Annotated in this window: 20 protein-coding genes; 9 read left to right on the forward strand and 11 right to left on the reverse strand. The window is 71.5% G+C overall.

Annotated elements, in window-relative coordinates; all coding sequences use genetic code 11:
* Positions 1 to 42: 42 nt before the first annotated feature.
* Both KZC56_RS04380 and KZC56_RS04385 read left to right on the forward strand, forming a co-directional pair.
* Positions 43 to 447: a phage holin family protein gene (locus tag KZC56_RS04380; protein ID WP_136032042.1), complete on the forward strand. Its 405-nt coding sequence runs from the start codon at positions 43 to 45 to the stop codon at positions 445 to 447.
* A 1-nt stretch (position 448) separates the two neighbouring features.
* Positions 449 to 1129: a hypothetical protein gene (locus tag KZC56_RS04385; protein ID WP_247637960.1), complete on the forward strand. Its 681-nt coding sequence runs from the start codon at positions 449 to 451 to the stop codon at positions 1127 to 1129.
* A gap of 24 nt (positions 1130 to 1153) precedes the next feature.
* Here KZC56_RS04385 and KZC56_RS04390 read toward each other — a convergent pair whose 3' ends face one another.
* On the reverse strand, positions 1154 to 2437 hold the full coding sequence (locus tag KZC56_RS04390) for a hypothetical protein (protein WP_247637961.1): 1284 nt from the start codon (positions 2435 to 2437) through the stop codon (positions 1154 to 1156).
* Complete coding sequence (locus KZC56_RS04395) at positions 2425 to 2694, reverse strand: hypothetical protein (RefSeq protein WP_247637962.1); 270 nt, start codon at positions 2692 to 2694, stop codon at positions 2425 to 2427. The genes KZC56_RS04390 and KZC56_RS04395 overlap by 13 nt, the downstream gene beginning before the upstream one ends.
* 140 nt (positions 2695 to 2834) lie before the next feature.
* Here KZC56_RS04395 and KZC56_RS04400 point away from each other — a divergent pair, with 140 nt between their 5' ends.
* Positions 2835 to 3356: a low molecular weight protein-tyrosine-phosphatase gene (locus tag KZC56_RS04400; protein WP_205812681.1), complete on the forward strand. Its 522-nt coding sequence runs from the start codon at positions 2835 to 2837 to the stop codon at positions 3354 to 3356.
* Between the two features lie 23 nt (positions 3357 to 3379).
* Complete coding sequence (gene purB / locus KZC56_RS04405) at positions 3380 to 4762, forward strand: adenylosuccinate lyase (protein ID WP_136032033.1); 1383 nt, start codon at positions 3380 to 3382, stop codon at positions 4760 to 4762.
* 12 nt (positions 4763 to 4774) lie between these two features.
* Here the strand turns inward: purB and KZC56_RS04410 are convergent, their stop codons facing one another.
* The 3 genes from KZC56_RS04410 to KZC56_RS04420 all read right to left on the reverse strand — a co-directional run bounded on the left by KZC56_RS04410 (position 4775) and on the right by KZC56_RS04420 (position 7258).
* Entirely contained in the window at positions 4775 to 6127 is a 1353-nt protein-coding gene (locus KZC56_RS04410) for an MFS transporter (protein ID WP_281733308.1), read from the reverse strand.
* A gap of 127 nt (positions 6128 to 6254) precedes the next feature.
* Positions 6255 to 6617, reverse strand: a complete 363-nt coding sequence (locus KZC56_RS04415) for a hypothetical protein (RefSeq protein ID WP_136032030.1) — start codon at positions 6615 to 6617, stop codon at positions 6255 to 6257.
* Complete coding sequence (locus KZC56_RS04420) at positions 6614 to 7258, reverse strand: acyl-CoA synthetase (protein ID WP_136036388.1); 645 nt, start codon at positions 7256 to 7258, stop codon at positions 6614 to 6616. The genes KZC56_RS04415 and KZC56_RS04420 overlap by 4 nt, the downstream gene beginning before the upstream one ends.
* Positions 7259 to 7546: 288 nt before the next feature.
* On the opposite strand from KZC56_RS04420, the gene KZC56_RS04425 reads away from it, so the two are divergent.
* Complete coding sequence (locus KZC56_RS04425) at positions 7547 to 8479, forward strand: hypothetical protein (RefSeq protein WP_136036389.1); 933 nt, start codon at positions 7547 to 7549, stop codon at positions 8477 to 8479.
* Here the strand turns inward: KZC56_RS04425 and KZC56_RS04430 are convergent.
* Both KZC56_RS04430 and murJ read right to left on the reverse strand, forming a co-directional pair.
* Positions 8467 to 9306, reverse strand: coding sequence for a sulfurtransferase (locus tag KZC56_RS04430; RefSeq protein ID WP_136036390.1), 840 nt, complete (start codon positions 9304 to 9306; stop codon positions 8467 to 8469). The two genes, KZC56_RS04425 and KZC56_RS04430, sit on opposite strands and share 13 nt — an antisense overlap.
* A gap of 9 nt (positions 9307 to 9315) precedes the next feature.
* Positions 9316 to 11022: a murein biosynthesis integral membrane protein MurJ gene (gene murJ, locus KZC56_RS04435; RefSeq protein ID WP_247637964.1), complete on the reverse strand. Its 1707-nt coding sequence runs from the start codon at positions 11020 to 11022 to the stop codon at positions 9316 to 9318.
* A gap of 87 nt (positions 11023 to 11109) precedes the next feature.
* Here murJ and KZC56_RS04440 point away from each other — a divergent pair, with 87 nt between their 5' ends.
* Genes KZC56_RS04440 through KZC56_RS04450 form a run of 3 tightly spaced genes read left to right on the forward strand, consistent with a single transcriptional unit; the run spans position 11110 to position 12677 of the window.
* Entirely contained in the window at positions 11110 to 11769 is a 660-nt protein-coding gene (locus KZC56_RS04440; RefSeq protein ID WP_136032021.1) for a GTP cyclohydrolase II, read from the forward strand.
* A 17-nt stretch (positions 11770 to 11786) separates the two neighbouring features.
* Complete coding sequence (locus KZC56_RS04445) at positions 11787 to 12257, forward strand: MarR family winged helix-turn-helix transcriptional regulator (RefSeq protein WP_136036391.1); 471 nt, start codon at positions 11787 to 11789, stop codon at positions 12255 to 12257.
* 60 nt (positions 12258 to 12317) lie between these two features.
* A complete protein-coding gene (locus KZC56_RS04450) occupies positions 12318 to 12677 on the forward strand; it encodes a helix-turn-helix domain-containing protein (RefSeq protein WP_136036392.1) in 360 nt (119 codons plus the stop codon).
* Positions 12678 to 12794: 117 nt separating this feature from the next.
* Here the strand turns inward: KZC56_RS04450 and KZC56_RS04455 are convergent, their stop codons facing one another.
* Together KZC56_RS04455 and KZC56_RS04460 are read right to left on the reverse strand one after the other, a co-directional pair.
* The gene (locus KZC56_RS04455) at positions 12795 to 13391 is read right to left on the reverse strand and encodes a ClpP family protease (RefSeq protein WP_136035529.1); all 597 of its coding nucleotides are present in this window, start codon (positions 13389 to 13391) and stop codon (positions 12795 to 12797) included.
* Entirely contained in the window at positions 13388 to 14002 is a 615-nt protein-coding gene (locus KZC56_RS04460) for a ClpP family protease (RefSeq protein WP_136029000.1), read from the reverse strand. Before KZC56_RS04460 ends, KZC56_RS04455 begins: the two co-directional genes overlap by 4 nt.
* A gap of 137 nt (positions 14003 to 14139) precedes the next feature.
* On the opposite strand from KZC56_RS04460, the gene KZC56_RS04465 reads away from it, so the two are divergent.
* Positions 14140 to 14613, forward strand: a complete 474-nt coding sequence (locus KZC56_RS04465; RefSeq protein WP_136029001.1) for an acyl-CoA thioesterase — start codon at positions 14140 to 14142, stop codon at positions 14611 to 14613.
* 52 nt (positions 14614 to 14665) lie between these two features.
* On the opposite strand, the gene KZC56_RS04470 is transcribed toward KZC56_RS04465, so the two are convergent.
* Together KZC56_RS04470 and KZC56_RS04475 are read right to left on the reverse strand one after the other, a co-directional pair.
* Complete coding sequence (locus KZC56_RS04470; RefSeq protein ID WP_247637965.1) at positions 14666 to 16093, reverse strand: hypothetical protein; 1428 nt, start codon at positions 16091 to 16093, stop codon at positions 14666 to 14668.
* A gap of 184 nt (positions 16094 to 16277) precedes the next feature.
* The gene (locus KZC56_RS04475; protein WP_136029006.1) at positions 16278 to 17519 is read right to left on the reverse strand and encodes a trans-sulfuration enzyme family protein; all 1242 of its coding nucleotides are present in this window, start codon (positions 17517 to 17519) and stop codon (positions 16278 to 16280) included.
* Positions 17520 to 17589: the final 70 nt, after the last annotated feature.

Raw genomic sequence — 17589 nt, forward strand, 5'->3', positions numbered from 1 at the left:
TAGGCTGACAGCTCGCGGTCGCCGTGGGACACTGAACGGACTATGCGCTTCATCATCCGCGTCGTCGTCAACGCCTTCGCCATCTGGGTCGTCACCCTCATCCCGGTCCTTCAGGTGACCGTGACCGCCTTCCCCCCGGGAGAGACCCTGCAGCTCGTGCTCACGCTGCTCGCGGTCGGCGCGATCTTCGCCCTGGTGAACACCATCATCGGCACGGTCGTGAAGGTCGTGGCCTTCCCGCTGTACATCCTCACGCTCGGGCTCATCGGCTTCGTGATCAACGGCTTCCTGCTGTGGCTGACGGCCTGGATCACGAGCAGCTTCGGCTGGGGACTGTCGGTCGGCTCATTCTGGTGGGGCGTGCTGGCCGCCCTGATCATCTCGATCATCAACGGGATCTTCGGCGCCATCCTGCGTCCGCAGAGCAAGCGCTCGCGCCGCGACTGACGTGGGGCCGTTCGAGCCGCAGCCCCTCGGCGAGCGGCAGGGACGAGGTGCGGCGGCGGGCGTGACGCGGCGCGCCGTGGTCGCCGCAGCCTGGAGTGTTCCCGTGGTCGCGGCCGTCGCCGCGGCTCCGGTCGCCGCGGCGAGCGCGACCCCGGAGCTGACGGCCTGGACCGCGACCGCGTGCGAGTCCGCCGACCGCATCACCCTCATGCTGCGCAACGACACCGCGGATCCCCTCCAGACGTACCTCGAGTTCACCGCCGACGGCGCTCAGCCGGACGCGGGCCCCGGCCCCCTGCTCTCCCCGGGGGAGACCCGCCCGTTCGGCTTCGGACTCGTGCCCAACGGCGGATACACGATCCGCGCGAGCACCGACGGGGGGCTCCGGTTCCAGCAGCGCGTGGAGCTCGACTGCGCTCCGCTCGGACTGACCGCGCGGATCGACCCGGACGACGGCTCCGGCGTGCTGACCGTGCACGTGCGCAACGACTCGACGGCGCCCATGACCGTGACCATCGCGTTCGACCTGGGCAGCGACGGCAGCCCCGAGTCCACGGACACCGTGGTGCTGGCGCCCGGCGAGGAGCGCGCCCTGCCCTACCCCGCCCCGCAGACGGACTTCACCGTGCGGGTGTCGAACGACCAGGGGTACGCGCTCGTGGAGTCGTTCGCGTTCGCCTAGCCGCACCGTGGCGGACGCAGCAGTTCATCCGACGCGTTCGGCACGGTACTCCGTGCGCTCCACCTCGGTGGCCTCGCCCAGTTCGGTCCAGTACCGGCCGAGGGCCTCGGCGCGCGGGTCAGACGACGCGTCCACCAGGCGGGCGGTATCCTCGTACTCCTCGATCCCGTGCGACCCCAGTCCCAGGTCGTCCGGGCCGGGCAGCGGTTCGACGAGCCTGCTGGCCGTGAAGCTGTCGGCCGAACCCGTACCCTCGGCGGAGCCGCCCGTCGCGAGCCGGGAGACCACATCGTCGGCATGGCGCAGCTGCACGAGCGTCTGATCGTCGTCCAGCGTCGGCTCCGACGGACTGCCCGCCGTGATCTGCAGCTCCACGTCGAAGTCGCTCTCCATCGCGACGTGCGCGGCGATCATGCCCGACTGCGAGTACGCCACGACGTCCACACGATCCCCGGGCTGCGCCCCCGACGCGGCGAGCGCATCGAGGGTCGCCTGGTACGACGCCGACCGGGTACCGGCGTACAGCTGCACGTTCGAGCGCATGTCCCACGGCTCCGTCCCGGTCGGGGCGAGCGACACCGACCGCGTGCCGGAGAGATACGCCACGTAGCGGGTCGCACCGTCCTTCATCGTGTAGCGCTCGACGGCCACCTGGGCGCCGCCGCTCTCCGGAAGGCGGCGCAGCGCCGCGGTGAGGTCGGTAGGAGCCCGCGGCGCGGACCGGGCGACCGCCGTCACGCGCACCGGATCGGCGTGACCCCGGAGGCGCTCCCCCGGCTGCACCTTCGCGAAACCGGTGGTCGAGCCGAGCAACTGGGTCACCGCGGCCGCCGGAGCCACCGACGGCCCGAGCCCGCCGAGGAGCACCCCGGGGCCGAGGAGCGGACGGGTGGTCCACTGCAGCACGAGCGCGGTCGCGACGAGGCCGAGAGCCGGGTCGGCGGCGAGGAGACGGTCGAGCCGAGCCTGCGCCGCCGTGGCCGCGCCCGCATCCGTGTGAGCGAGCGCTTCGACCTTCGCCCGCAGCTCCACGATCTCGAACACGTCGGCCGTGCGTCGCGCTCCGTCCGCCGCGTGTGCGAGCTCGGCGGCGACCTCGTGCAGCACCTGGGCCGCGGCGCGCAGCGCGGGGAGCGGCACCCCCTCGAAGGCCTCGGGATCGGACGACACCGCGACTCGGGCCTGCTCGACCGCCGTCGCCGCTCGTCCGCACGCCCCCGCGGCCGCGGCGATCCGCGCAGCCACGGCCCGCAGCTCCTCGGTGTCGACGGCGATCACTCCGCCGTGGTCGATGCTCAGCCCGCCCACCGGTCGCCTCCCAGGCAGTGGTCGCGCACACCGCGGAGCCGTTCGACCTCGGCAGACGCGGCGTGGTGCTGCCGCTCGATCCACTCGTGCAGCGCCCGGAGCGCTGCGGACTCCCACGCCGTGTCGTCGACCACCGCGCGCAGCGTGCCGACGGCGTCGTTCAGCGCGTGCAGCGCATCGCCCAGATGGCTCGAGGCGCGGATGCGGGCCCAGACGTGCGGTGGAGTGTCGAAGGTGGTGGCGGTGAACGCGGTCATGGCTCCACCCTGCGCCGGTGCCGACATGGCTCCCGACCCGGTTCGCAGCGCCCGTGAAGAGATCGCGCGGATGCACAGACGTGCAGGAAGGGCGGGTCCCGCGAGGCCGCCGCTGTGCAGGAGGCGCCCCGACCGGCAGAATGGTCACCGTGACAGCCCAGGATCCCTTCCGCGTGATCTTCGTCTGCACGGGCAACATCTGCCGCTCCCCCATGGCCGAGGTCGTGTTCCGCGACCTCGCGGAACGCCAGGGCCTCGGTGCGCGGATCGTCTCGCGCAGCGCGGGCACGGGCGACTGGCACCTGGGCGAGCGCGCCGACCACCGCACGATCGACTCGCTCGCGCGCCGCGGCTACGACGGCTCGCAGCACCGCGCCAAGCAGTTCACGTTCGCGTCGTTCGCGGAGAACGACCTCGTGGTCGCGCTCGACCGCACGCACGAGCGCATCCTGCGGGAGTGGGCGCGCGACGAAGACGAGGAGGGCAAGGTCACGCTCCTGCTCTCGTTCGACCCGAACGCGCCGAGCCCCGACGTGCCGGACCCCTACTACGCGGGCGCCGAGATGTTCGATTCGGTGCTCGGTATGATTGAGACCGCCACGCGGGGGCTGTTCCGCCAGCTCGAACCCGCTCTGCGCCCGCCCCGCACGCCCCGACTCTGAGGGGCCCGATCAGGAGGACTCCCCTGACTTTCCAGCCCTCGCTCCCGCCGCAGCCCCTGAGCCCCCTCGACGGTCGCTACCGCGGTGCCGTCACCGGACTCGCCGACTTCCTCTCCGAAGCCGGGCTCAACCGCGCGCGCGTCGAGGTCGAGGTGGAATGGCTGATCGCGCTCACCGACCGCTCGCTCTTCGAGACGAGCCCGCTGTCGGACGCCGACAAGGAGCGCCTGCGCGCGCTGTACCGCGACTTCGGCCAGGCCGAGATCGACTGGCTCGCCGAGAAGGAGGCCGTCACGCAGCACGACGTGAAGGCCGTGGAGTACCTGGTGCGCGACCGTCTCTCGACGCTCGGACTCGACGCGATCGCCGAGCTCACGCACTTCGCCTGCACGAGCGAGGACATCAACTCCGCCTCCTACGCCCTCACCGTCAAGCGCGCGGTCGAGGAGGTCTGGCTCCCGGCCCTCGACACCGTGATCGCGAAGCTGCGCGAGCTGGCGGTCGAGCACGCCGACGCCGCGATGCTGTCCCGCACGCACGGCCAGCCCGCCACGCCCTCGACCATGGGCAAGGAGCTCGCGGTGTTCGCGTGGCGGCTGGAGCGCGTCCGTGCGCAGATCGCCGGCACCGACTACCTCGCGAAGTTCTCCGGCGCGACCGGCACCTGGTCGGCACACCTGTCCGCCGACCCCGACGCCGACTGGCCCACCATCGCCCGCGAGTACATCGAGGGCCTGGGGCTCGGCTTCAACCTCCTGACGACGCAGATCGAGTCGCACGACTGGCAGGTCGAGCTCTACGACCGCGTGCGGCACGCCGGTGGCATCCTGCACAACCTCGCCACCGACATCTGGACGTACATCTCGCTCGGCTACTTCGCGCAGATCCCGGTCGCCGGTGCCACGGGCTCGTCGACCATGCCACACAAGATCAACCCGATCCGCTTCGAGAACGCCGAGGCGAACCTGGAGATCTCCGGCGCCCTGTTCGCGTCGCTCGGGCAGACCCTCGTCACGAGCCGCCTGCAGCGCGACCTCACCGACTCCACCACGCAGCGCAACATCGGTGTCGCGTTCGGGCACTCGCTGCTCGCGCTCGACAACCTGCGCCGGGGACTCAACGCGATCTCGCTCTCGCGCGACGTGCTGCTCGCCGACCTCGACGGCAACTGGGAGGTGCTGGCCGAGGCGATCCAGACGGTCATCCGGGCCGAGGTGGTCGCCGGGCGCTCCACCATCACCGACCCGTACGCGCTGCTCAAGGAGCTCACGCGCGGGCACCGCGTCGGCGCGGCCGAGCTCGCGGCATTCGTCGAGGGTCTGGAGATCGGCGACGCCGCCAAGCAGCGCCTGCTCGCCCTGACCCCCGCGACCTACACGGGTATCGCCGAGCGCCTCGCCCGCTGAGCCCGCGCGCGGTCAGCCGGAGTACGACTCCACGCGGTCGCGCGGCATGAACGACGCCGCGAGCAGGGTGAGCAGCGCGGTCACGGCGACCGCGATGAACACCCCGACCGACGCGTGCACGATCGTGCCGGGGTCGTCCGGCCCTGCCCCCTGGGAGATGATCGCGTTCGAGATCGCCCCGAACACGGCCACCCCGACCGCGCTGCCTGCCGAGCGGGCGAACGCGTTCATGCCGGTCACGGCGCCGCGCTCACCCCACTCCACCGACGACTGCGCGGCGATCAGGGTCGGCGCCGCGCTCCACCCCAGGCCGAAGCCCAACACGAACGCGATCACGGCGAGCACGTACGGGTTCGGCCACGACGCGACCGAGGCCAGGACGATCGCCGCGACCGAGGCGATGCTCATGCCGATCAGCGTGGTGCGGCGGAAGCCGATGCGCAGGTACAACCGCCCCACGTTGGCCGCAGCGATGGGCCACCCGAGCGTGAGCGCGGCCACGGCGAGGCCCGACAGCAGCGGCACGATGCCGAGCGAGCCCTCCAGGTAGGTGGGCGCGAAGCTGGTCACGCCGATCATGAGCGCCCCCACGCCGAGCGAGACCAGGGTCGTGGTGAGGATGAGCCGGCGCGAGACGAGCCGCAGGTCGACGATCGGCTCCGGTGCCCGCCGCTCCACCAGCGCGAACAGCACCAGGGCCGCGATCCCCGCCCCGAAGCACAGCACGCTCGGCGCCGACAGCCACTCCCAGGCGTTGCCGCCCTCGAGGAGTCCGAGGATCACCCCGGTCAGGCCGACCGTCAGCAGCACGGCCCCGAGGTAGTCGATGCGGTGCCGTTGCGTCTGCTTCTGCTCCGTGTACCGCCGCAGCAGCACCCACGCGGCGAGCAGGCACAGGGGGATGTTGATCAGGAAGATCCAGCGCCACGCGTCGAGCTGGGCGAACACGCCGCCGAGGGCCGGTCCGACCACCGACGACACCGCCCACACGCTGGCGATGTAGCCCTGCACCTTCGCGCGCTCGGCGACCGTGTAGATGTCGCCGACGATCGTCATCGACATGGGGGCGACGGCTCCGGCGCCGAGCCCCTGGACCACCCGGAACGCGATGAGCGCCGGCATGCTCCACGCGAGACCGCAGAGGACCGAGCCGAGCAGGAACAGGGCGATGCCGAGCAGGATGATGGGCTTGCGTCCGACCGTGTCCGCGAAGCGCGAGTAGATGGGCACGCTCACGGCCTGGGCGAGCAGGTACACCGAGAAGAGCCACGGGAACTGCTGGTAACTGCCGAGGTCGCGCACGATGCTGGGCACGGCGGTGGCCAGGATCGTGGCGTCGATCGCGATGAGACCCGTCGAGAGCATCAGCGCCGCGAGCACCGGTCCGCGTTCCGAGCGGAGTCCGACGGAGGCGCGATCGATGGGGGTGCTCACGTCAGGCACAAGCCGCCCGCCCGCCGGAGTATTCCGACGGACGGGCGGCTGAGGGTCGTCACTTCGCGGTGCCGGAGCGCCCGGGGGCCTGGTCGTCGCTGTCGGGCTTCTCGCCCGGCTCCGCGTCGTACAGCACCGGCCGGTCGATGGTCTTGGTCACATCGGCCGGGTCGACCGCGAGGATCAGCATCGCGAGGATCAGCAGGGTCACGATGAACGCGGAGCCGCCCACGACCAGGCTCAGGGCCAGCGGCGTGAGCCCTTCGTACGTGCCGTTCGCGATGGCCGTGTTCACGCGCAGGGTGAAGGCACCGGTCGACACCAGCGTGACCACCATCGCGAACACGCCGCAGCCCAGCGCGATGCCGAGCAGGTGGAGCGGACGCAGGATGTCCCGCCGGGTGGGCTTCTCGTCGCTCATCGCTCTCCTCCGTGCTGGACCGGCTCGCTCTGGTCGTCGTGGGGGACCTCCGGCGCGTCGGCGCGCTTCGGGGTCAGTCCCGCAATGCCGAGGAAGACGGCGACGATCGCCGCGTAACCGCCGAACATGCCCACGCCCAGGATGATGCCGGAGAGCACGAACGTGCCCGCCGCGTCGATCGTGTACTCCTGCACGAACCCGGCCGGGATCAGCAGCATCACCACCGCCAGCAGGAGCGTCAGCGCGCCGACCGTGATCGCGTCGCGGGCGAGCATCCCGCCCACGCGACGCGCCCGGATGCCCGCGAGCAGCTCGATCCCGCCGCTGAGCACCGCCCACGAGATCACCACCACGAAGAACACGTCGTCCGTGCGCCAGGCGGGGACGCCGCTCGCCATGCCGGCGAGGGCGCTCACCACGGCGAGCAGGATGGAGGACCAGCGCGAACCCGCGGGCAGCACCAGCCAGGCGGCCAGCACGTGCACGAGCGCCGTCACCAGCACGAACCCGCTGAACACCGACAGCCCCACCGGGGCGGAGTGATCCGACGAGAAGGTGATCATGAGGGCGGCGACGGCCGCGAACAGTGCGCGCAGCAGTTGCACGTGGCGCATGGTGAACGCGCGAGCAGGGGCAGACATGCAGAGTCCTCCGGGGTTTCCCCCCAGTCTACGCGGGGGCGGGAGACGCCAGCGCCGGGCGGATGCGCGTGAAGCCCGGCGGATCTCCCCAGATCGATTGCCGGGCTTCACGACATACGCAGCACGGGGGGCGTCACTGCGTCGGGCCGGACGGTCGCGGGGTCGGGCACCTCCCCCACACGTCAGAGCCCAGTGACCCACGTGCTCGCTCGGTCCCCTGAAGCGTGCTCGCACGGTCTTATGCTCACTCTAGGGAAGTGTTCTTCACATACCGGACGGGGGGTTGTGATGGAGTACACGAACGGTGGCGTGCCGCGCCCACCCGGGCGCAGCGCCTTCGCCAGGGCACTGCGCGACGCGATCAACGCGAGACCCGTGACGCTCTCCTGGCTGCAACGCCAGCTCAAGGCACGCGGCAACCGGGTGTCGATGGCCACGCTGAGCTACTGGCGCTCCGGGTCTCGCCGGCCGGAGGGCGCGCAGTCGCTCGCGGCCCTGGCCGACATCGAGGACCTGCTCGGGCTGGAGGACGCCGCGCTCAGCCGTCTGCTCCGCCCCAACCGCACCGGACCGCTCGGGGTGAGCGGCTTCCCCATCGACCACCGCGAGATCGAGCAGGCCGTGATCGACGCCTACACGGCGATGGGCAGCCCGTACCCCGACACGTCACGCGAGCTGACCACGCACTCGGTCACCGACGTCGACGAGCGGGGCAACGTGTCCTTCTGCTCCACCAGGAGCATCGTGCAGTCCACGACCGGCACCATCCATGCGATCCCGTTCCTGGAGATCATGCCGGGGCTGCCCTCCCCTGCCCCCATCCTGCGGGCGGTGTCGGGCGGCCGTTTCACCCGCCACTACTCGCACCCGGGCGGCGAGGTGCACGGCGCGCTGTTCGAGCTGGACGTGCCGCTCGAGGCGCCCGACACGGCGATGGTCGAGTGGTCGGTGGAGTACCCGCCGGGGTCGCCGCCGTCGCGCGACACCGGGCACGCGGTGGGCCGCCAGTGCCGGGAGCTGCTGGTGTGGACGCGATTCCACCCCGACGCGGTGCCCGACTGGTGCGAAGAGGTCGTGGAGACCCCGGACGGCCGCTCGGTCTCGCCCGTCCCGCTCACCCGCGGCACCTCCGTGCACCAGGTGCGGCGCGCGTTCGGCCCGGGCGCCCTCCAGCTGCGCTGGGGGTACGGGCCCGCGGACGCGGAGGTTCAGCCGGGCTGATCGCCCGTCGCGACCGGACGACCGGGGGTGTTCGACCACTGGCTCCACGAGCCGGGGAACACCCGGGCGTCGATGCCGACCTCGTGCAGCACGAGCGCCGTGTGCGCCGCGGTGACGCCGGAGCCGCAGTACGCCGCAACAGGGGTGCCGCGGGTGACGCCGACCCCTTCGAGCGTGGCGAGCACGGTGTCGCGGTCGAGCACCCGGCCGTCCGCATCGAGATGCAGACCGGTCGGGAGGTTGATGGCACCGGGGATGTGTCCGGCCACCGGGTCGAGCGGCTCGGTCTCGCCGCGGTAGCGCTCGGGCGCGCGCACGTCGAGGAGCACGCCCGACTCCGGGAACGCAGCGGCCTCGTCGATCGTGAGGGCGTCGTCGCCGATCTCGTCGAGCACCACATCGCCCGGCTCCGGGATCACGTCGTCGGTCGCGGTGCCGTACCCGGCGGCCGTCCAGGCGCGGAGCCCGCCGTCGAGCACGCGCACACGAACACCGGCCTGCCGGAGCAGCCACCACGCGCGAGCCGCCGCGAGCCCCTTCGTGTCGTCGTACGCCACGACCGTGTCGCCCTCGCGCACGCCCCACCGGCGCGCGGCCGCCTGGAGCGTGGCGGTCGACGGCAGTGGGTGGCGCCCCGCGTCCGGCTCGCCGTGCGTGGACAGCTCCGTGTCCAGAGCCGCGAACACCGCGCCGGGGATGTGACCGGTGAGGTAGTCGGCGTGCCCGGCCTCCGGTCGATCGAGACGCCAGCGCACGTCGATCACGCGGACGGGCGCCTCACCGGCGAGGAGGTCGTGCAGTTCGGTCGCGGAGACGAGGTCGCTCATGCTGCGAGGCTACCGACTCCCCGTGCGTCTTCGGTTCGTCGCGTCATCCGACGACACGGCCGAGAAGCGTCGCGGGAAGCGCGCACGAATCAGCGCCAGCGCAGCGGCAAGCTCAGGTGCGCGGAACATCGCCAATGCCGAGACGTAGACCGCCCCACTGAGCAGACCGATCGCGAACGTCCCGAGAACACCCGGGAGCTTGTCACTGACGAACCAACCAGCCTGACCGCCGAGTGCGAGATACAACGCCCACCCCGCGAGTGTCGCTGGCACTGCTGCCAAGAGACACCGCGCCAGTGGGCGAACCCAATCTTGGACGTGAAGACCGCCGAGTCTCCGCCGGAGCAACACCACCGCGATTGCGCTCTGGCCGATCGACGCGACCGACTGCCCCAGAGCGACGGCTGCTGCAAGTGATGTGACCGGGAGGATATGCAGCTCATGGAGCAGCCACGCGAGGCTGGCGGTCGCGATCACGACTGCGGTCTGGAAGAGCGTGAACCAGAACGGCGTACGTGTATCTCCGAGCGCATAAAAGGTCCGCTGCACGATAAATAGAACGGCGAGCGGTACCAAACTCAACAAGTAGCAGCAAAGGACGAGAGAGGCCTCCGCTGCATCGTGTGGTGAATTCGTAAAGACGCGCGAAGCGGGCACGGCAGCCGCGACTAAGGCCGACAGTGCTGCGAACAAGAAGAACCCCAGTGTTCTGATGCTCCGCGAAATGTCCCGCCTCATCTCGGGATATGCGCCGAGCGACGCGTGCTCGGACAATCGCGTGTAATAGGGGGTTCCGATCGACAGCACGATGATCGAATACGGCAGCATGAAGACGAGCCAGGCATTGCTCATCACGGCCGATGCGGCGCCCTGGCCGGATGCCTCGTTTGCGACCCAGCTCTGATAGAAGCCCGCGCCGAGGCTGACCAATGCCATAAGAAGAGTCCAGCTCGCAACGCGGCCAAGATCGCCCAGCTGGGCGCCCCGCCACCGGAAGTCGATCTCCAGCCGGATAGCGGTTCTCCTCCAGAAGAGAAGGAGGACCAGCGCTTGCAGGGCAATGCCGCCGGTCGCTACGCCGCCTAGTGACGCGATCATGCCCGGGCTCCATTCCGCCACTCGCGCAAGGTTCTCGCCGAATGCCATACCGATGAGCAGGAATCCGATGATCGACAAGATGTTGTTCGCCACCGGCGCCCAGGCGAACGGGCCAAAAATGCCCTTGGCATTCAGCACCTCACCGAGCAGCGCATACAAGCCGTAGAAGAAGATCTGCGGGAGACACCAATACGCGAACGCGGTGGCGAGGGCGATCTGAGCGGTGTTCTCAGGGCGCAACTGCAAGGAGACCAGCCAGGGTGCCACAACGACGGCCGCGCCCGTCATCAGCAGGAAAATAGCTCCGCCCATCGTGACCAGCTTCGATACAAACTCCTCGCCGTCTTGGCGCCGCGATGCTCGGACGATCTGGGGCACGATCACGGCCGTGAGGATACCGACGGAGATCAGCCCGAAGATGCTGTTAGGAAGTTGGTTCGCCACGGAGAACGCGTCGGCGACCGCCGATCTGTTCGAGCCGACCACACCGACGAGAACGACCGTCCGCAGGAGACCGGTTACCCGGGAAGCAAGAGTGCCCGCTCCGAGCATGATGCTTCCGCGTTCCACCCCGACCATCCGCTCCTCGGTTCCGCCGTCGGGGGCCGATGATGTCACGTCGCTTCTCCTTCGAGTAGCGAGATGCCCGGGTTTATTCGCGGACCCCGTCGGGAATAGAAGCGGGCGGCGGGCGTTGCACCCCGCATGATTGAAAGTTCAACCGTCGCGCCGGCTGCCACCGAACGGACCCGCGTGCGGGTGCCGCTGCGCTTCGGCGACGGGTACACCACCACGGCCGACGTCGTGACCTTCGACGGACTGGTCGACGGACGCGAGCACCTGCTGCTCGGCCTCGGCGACTGGCGCGCGGCGCTCGACCGCGCGGCCGAGGGCGGCGATGCCCCGCTCGTCCGCCCGCACAGCGAGTGCCTCACCGGCGACGTGTTCGGCTCCGAGCGCTGCGACTGCGGCCCCCAGCTGCGCGAAGCGGTCGAGCGGATCGCCGAGCAGGGCGGGTTCCTGCTGTATCTGCGCCAGGAGGGTCGCGGCATCGGCCTCTACGCCAAGCTCGACGCCTACGCGCTGCAGGACGCCGGTCTCGACACGTACGAGGCGAACGTCGCCCTGGGTCACGGCGAGGACGAGCGCGACTACACGGTCGCCGCCCAGATGCTCCGCGCCGTCGGGGTCGACGGCATCCGTCTGCTGAGCAACAACCCCGACAAGGCCGTGCAGCTCGAGGCGCTGGGCATCCGCGTGACCGAGCGCGTGCCCACCGGCGTGCACCTGTCGGAGTCGAACTCGCGCTACCTGCAGGCCAAGCGCGACCACACCGCGCACACGATCGACCTGTCGGCGGCGTGACCGGCGGGGAGGACACCATGACGGCCCAGCGCTCGGAGCGTCGGCTCGACGACACGGAGATGACGACGTGGCTGCCCGTCATCCGCTTCGTGCAGCTGCTGCCCCAGGTGCTCGACCGCACGCTCAAGGACGAGGTGGGCCTGAATCACGCGCGCTACGCGATCATGGTCACGCTCGCGGGGCGCGACGACGGCGCGGTCACCATGACGGAACTCGCACGCATCGCCGGTCTGAGCCGTTCGCGGCTGAGTCACGCGCTCGACTCCCTCGAGGAGCGGGGCTGGGTCGAGCGCACGTCGTGCAGTACTGACAAGCGCACGCTGTCGGCCGCGCTCACCCCCGCGGGCAGGGAGATGCTGCGCACCGCCGCCCCCGTGCACGTGGAGCAGGTGCGCGAGCTGGTACTCGACCCGCTCACCCCCGCGGAACGCGAACAGCTCCAGTCGATCCTCACGAAGCTGCTCCCGGGTGTGACCGCGGCGCTCTGAGGCGTTCTGCTCTGAGCAGAACGCCTCGAACCCCGCCGAGCGCCCGGATTATCGTGAGGCATGGCCGACATCGTCCCGTTCCCCCGCGCTCCCCGTCCCGCCCGTCCCCAGCCGAGCGACCCCGAGCCGCTGTGGCGGCAGCTGCTGGGCGACCAGCTCCGCCGTCGGCGGCACGACCGCGAGGAGACCCTCACCGCCACCGCCGAGAAGGCCGGGGTGTCGCCGCAATACCTCTCCGAGGTCGAGCGCGGGCTCAAGGAGCCGTCGAGCGAGATGATCGCCGCGATCGCCGGAGCCCTCGACACGAGCCTGGTCGAGCTGACCAGCGCCGTGGCCGACGACCTGCGCGCGACTGCGGCCTCGGCATCGGCATCGGCTGCGGTCTCGGCCTCGCGCGGCGCCTTCGCCCTCGCGGCCTGACCTCCCCGGTGGAGCCCGGGTTCGCCGTCGCCCGCGACGCCTGCCCCGCCCGCACGCGCCGCCCGGTGGAGCCCCGGGGCCGACGCGGCACCGCGGCGCCGGCCCCGGGTCCGGGCGTCACCCCGCGTCGCGCGGCCCGAGCACGGTGTCGATCAGGCCGTACTCCTTCGCCGCCACGGCCGTGAACACCCGGTCGCGGTCGGTGTCGACGCGGAGCTCCTCGAGGGTGCGACCGCTGTGCCTGGCCAGGATCGCCTCCATGTCGGACCGCACCCGCACCACCTCGTCGGCCGCGAGGATGAGGTCGGGGATCGCACCCCGCGACTGCCCGGCGGGCTGATGCAACACGATGCGCGCGTGCGCGAGAGCGGCCCGCTCCCCCGGCGCCCCTGCCGCGACGAGCAGCGCCGCCGGACCGATGGCCTGGCCGACGCAGGTCGTGGCGATGCGGGGACGGATGTGCTGCATCGTGTCGTAGATCGCGAGCGCCGCCCCGGGATCGCCGCCCTCGCTGTTGATGTAGAACTGCACCGCGGAGTCGGGGCTGTCGGCGTCGAGGTGCAGCAGCTGTGCGATGAGCGCGTTCGCCACGCCTGCGTCGATGCCGGTGCCGAGGTAGGTGACGCGTTCGGCCAGCAGGTGCGAGTACACGTCCATGACCCGCTCGCCGCGGGGGTGCTGGGCGATCACGTTGGGGATCGTGTAGCTGCTCATGCGTCCGCCCCCAGTCCCACGCGCGCGCGGCGTCGCGGCATGATGTCGGCCGTCGACTCCACGATCCGGTCGATGAAGCCGTACTCCTGCGCCTGCGTGGCGGTGTACCAGCGGTCGTGCAGGGAGTCCTCGAAGATCCGCTCCACGGGCTGACCGGTGTCGTGGGCGATGAGTCCGAGCACGGTGTCGCGCATGTGACGGAGGTCGTCCGCCTGCGCTTCGATCTCGACCGCGGATCCGCCGATTCCCGCTGAGCCCTGATGCATGAGGATGCGCGCGTGCGGCAGCGCCCGACGCTTGCCCGGTGTGCCAGCCGACAGCAGGAACTGTCCGGCGCTGCACGCGAGGCCGAGCGCGAGGGTCGAGACGTCGTTGGGCACGAGCCGCATGAGGTCGCGGATCGCGAGCATCGACGGCACAGACCCGCCGGGAGAGTGGATCCACAGGGCGATGTCGGCGACGGGGTCTTCTGCCGAGAGGCTGAGCAGCTGCGTCATCAGCAGCGTGCCGTTGTCGTCGTCGAGGGCGCCGTCGAGCACGAGCACGCGCTCGTGGAAGAGCGCGCGCCGGGCTTCCTGGCTGAACTGGGGTATGGGTTTCTCGTCGCTCATGACCCCAGCCTCCGCCGCTCCGGGAGCCGGTGGGTCGGTCTCCGCCGTGGGCGGATCCGCCGTGGGCGGAGGACGTGTGCGCTGCCCGAAAGCCGCGCGTAACACCCCCGACTCACGACGCTCCTAGCCTCGAGCACATGGCGAGACAGAAGGCACCGGAATGGCAGTGGTCGGAAGACGGGATCAACTTCCGCACCCGCAAGTGGGTGCGCCCCGAAGACCTCAACGCGAACGGCACGCTGTTCGGCGGCAGCCTGCTGAAGTGGATCGATGAAGAGGCGGCGATCTACGCGATCGTGCAGCTGGGCAACTACCGCGCCGTGACGAAGCACATCTCCGCGATCACGTTCGAGGCGTCGGCGGTGCAGGGCGACCTGATCGAGATCGGCCTGCAGGCCACGCGGTTCGGCACCACGTCGCTGACGATGCGCGCGGTCGCCCGCAACATGATCACCCGCAAGCGCATCCTCACGATCGACGAGATCGTGTTCGTGAGCCTGGACGAGGACGGGATGCCGACCCCGCACGGCTATCGCGAGATCACCTACAACCGCGATCGCATGCCCACGGAGCGCATCGCCACCGGGACGGTCCGGCTGCCGAAGCTCTGAGCGGACGCCGCCGGGGGGAACGGCGTCCGCTCAGAAGAGAAGGGGTCAGGGGTCAGGCGGCCAGGGCGAGCGCGCGGCGGTGGGTGATCCGGTGCCCCACCCAGAACCCGATCGCGATGAGCCCGGCGAGCGCGACCCCGAGGATCCACGGGAGCATCGACGGCGCGGCGCCCGCGGTGGCGGTGGCGAGCGTGCCGGAGCCGTCGGCGATGCGCCCGTTGCCGGAGGCGAGGTCGGCCGCGCCCGCTTCGAGCGTCCCGCCGCCCGCGGCCAGGTCGCCCGATCCGTCCGCGACCGCGTCGGCTCCGGCGCTCAGCTCGCCCATGCCCGTGTGGAGGGCACTCGCGCCGGACTGCAGCGTGCCGATGCCGGTGGCCAGGGTGCTGGCGCCCTCGTCGAGCCGCCCGGCGCCGTCGTCGAGTCGCACGGTGCCGGCGTGCAGCGTGGAAGCACCGGTCGAGAGCGTGCCGAGGCCCTGCGTGAGCTTCGTCGCTCCGGCGCTGAGCTGGGCGGTTCCGGCCTGGAGCGCCTGCGTGCCGGCGACGAGCGCGGGGGCACCCTCCGGGGCGACCAGGGCGACCGTTCCGGGCCAGCCGAGTGCGGGGTCGCCGTTGGCGATGGCGTTGACCCCGGCCGTCACGCGCGCGGCACCGTCGGCCGCGCCGATGAGTCCCTGCGCGAGCGAGGGTGCGGCGGCGGCCGGGGCCGCGAGGGCGTCGACGGCCTGATCGACTCCGGCCGCGAGCTGCGCGAGCTGCTGCAGCTGCACGTTGGTCGGGTCGGCGGCGAGCATCCCGGCGAGGCTGTCCGCGAGTTGCTGCGATCGACCGGGGGCGGCCGTCGCGGCGTTCTGCAGCGCGGTCTTCGTGTCGGGATGGGCGAGCGTCTGCACCGAGGTCGTCACTCCGGCGCGGAGGGTGTCGCTCAGCGTGGTGGCACCCGCCAGCACGCCGGTCGTGTACTGGTGCGCGCCCGTCACGCCCGCCGACAGCCGGGTGGCGCCCGTGACGAGCTGCTGCGCGCCCGCATCGGCTGCGGCGGCACCGGCCGCGAGGTCCTGCGATCCGGCGAGCGCGGTCTGCGCGCCACCGCTCAGGCGGCTCGCACCGGCCTCGGCGTTCGCGGCGCCCGCGGCGAGGTCGCCCGCACCCGCAGCGAGGGCCGTGGCTCCCGCCGCCGCGGTGGTGGCACCATCGCTCAGCTTCTGCGAGCCGTCCTCGGCGCTCGCGGCACCCGCGGCGAGGTCCTGCGTCCCGTCGGCGAGGGTCTGCGCGCCGTCGGACAGTTCGGCGGCACCGGCCGCGAGCTGCGCCGACCCGTCTTCCGCGGCGGTGGTGCCGTCGGCGAGCTCCGCGGCACCGGCGGCGATCTTGCTCGTGGTGGCGAAGAACAGCAGGATCATGGCGGCCAGCAGCAGGCTGAGCACGATCACGGCGATGCGCATGCCGAGGCCGTGCGCGTGGGGTGTTGCACTCGTCATTGAGGACTCCCGGGTGGTGTGTGGCGTCGTTGCCACGGGCGACTGTAGGGCCCCGGTCCCTCGCCGCACCGGAATTGCCGGACGATACCAAGTCCCAGCGCACGCGGGACTCAGTTTCTTGTGGTGGATGCACAAAGCGGCGTCCGCGCCCCCACCCCGCGAACGCCGCCCCGCGCCGTCGCCGCTAGCCCGGCAGGGAGGCGCCGCGGCCGGCCACCGCGACCGGGCCGGCGCCCTCGCCCGTCGAGCGCTCGGCGAGCACCGCGAACGCGCGGTCCAGGTCGGCGATCAGGTCGTCCGCATTCTCGAGGCCGATCGACAGCCGTAGCACGTCGGCGGCGGGTCGTGCCTCCGGGGGCACCGGACGATGCGTGAGAGCGGCAGGGTGCTGGATCAGCGAGTCCACGCCCCCGAGCGACACGGCGTGCGTGAACAGCGAGGTCGCCGACGCCACCGCCGACGCCGCCGCGTACCCGCCCCGCATCCGCATCGCGATCATGGCGCCCGTGCCGCGCATCTGCCGGCCGAGGATCCCGCGGGGATCCCCGTCGAGCCCCGGGTAGAAGACCTCGGCGACCTCTGGTCGGTCGATCAGCCACTGCACGAGGCGGCGAGCAGTGTCCTGCTGCTGCCGCACGCGCACGGGCAGGGTCGTGAGCCCGCGGTGGAGGAGATATGCGCCGAGCGGGTGCAGCAGCCCCCCGGTCACCGCACGCACTCGGCGCAGCGCTTCTGCGGTCTCCTCGTCGCAGGCGACGACACCGGCGATGACGTCGCCGTGGCCGCCGAGGTACTTGGTGGCGCTGTGCAGCGACATCGCCGCGCCCAGGTCGATCGGGTTCTGCAGCACCGGGGTGGCGAACGTGTTGTCGACCACGACCGGGACGCCGCCGGCCTGGCGCACCACGTCGGCGATGTCGGCGATGTCGAGCGTGGGGTTGGCGGGCGTCTCGACGACCACGAGCCCGGTGTCGGGACGGATCGACGCGGCGACCTCCTCGGGGCGGCAGTACGTGGTGTCGACGCCGAGCAGCCCCGAGCCCAGCAGGTGGTCGGTGCCGCCGTACAGCGGACGGACCGCGACCACGTGGCGGGTGCCCGTCGCACCGGTGCGGGCGAGGATCACCGCGGTCATGGCGGCCATGCCCGACGCGAACGCGACCGCGGCCTCCGCGTGCTCGAGCTCGGCGAGGGCCTCCTCGAAGCGCGCGACCGTGGGGTTCCAGAGTCGGGCGTAGACCATGCTGCCGTCGGCGGGCGGACGGCCCCCGGTGGCCATGGCCTCGTACGAGTCGCCCCCGCGCTCGACATCGGGCAGCGGGTTGGTGGTGGACAGGTCGATCGGCAGCGCGTGGACGCCGAGCCCCTCCAGGTCGGAGCGGCCGCTGTGGACGGCGATCGTGTCGGGATGCAGCGGTGCGGTCATGCGTCAACGTTGCCGGAAACGTGAGAGAATCGCCGGAATTCGACAGCATCCGCGGGAACGGAGGCCTCAT

This window comes from Microbacterium sufflavum, from assembly GCF_023091155.1.
GTDB lineage: Bacteria > Actinomycetota > Actinomycetes > Actinomycetales > Microbacteriaceae > Microbacterium > Microbacterium sufflavum.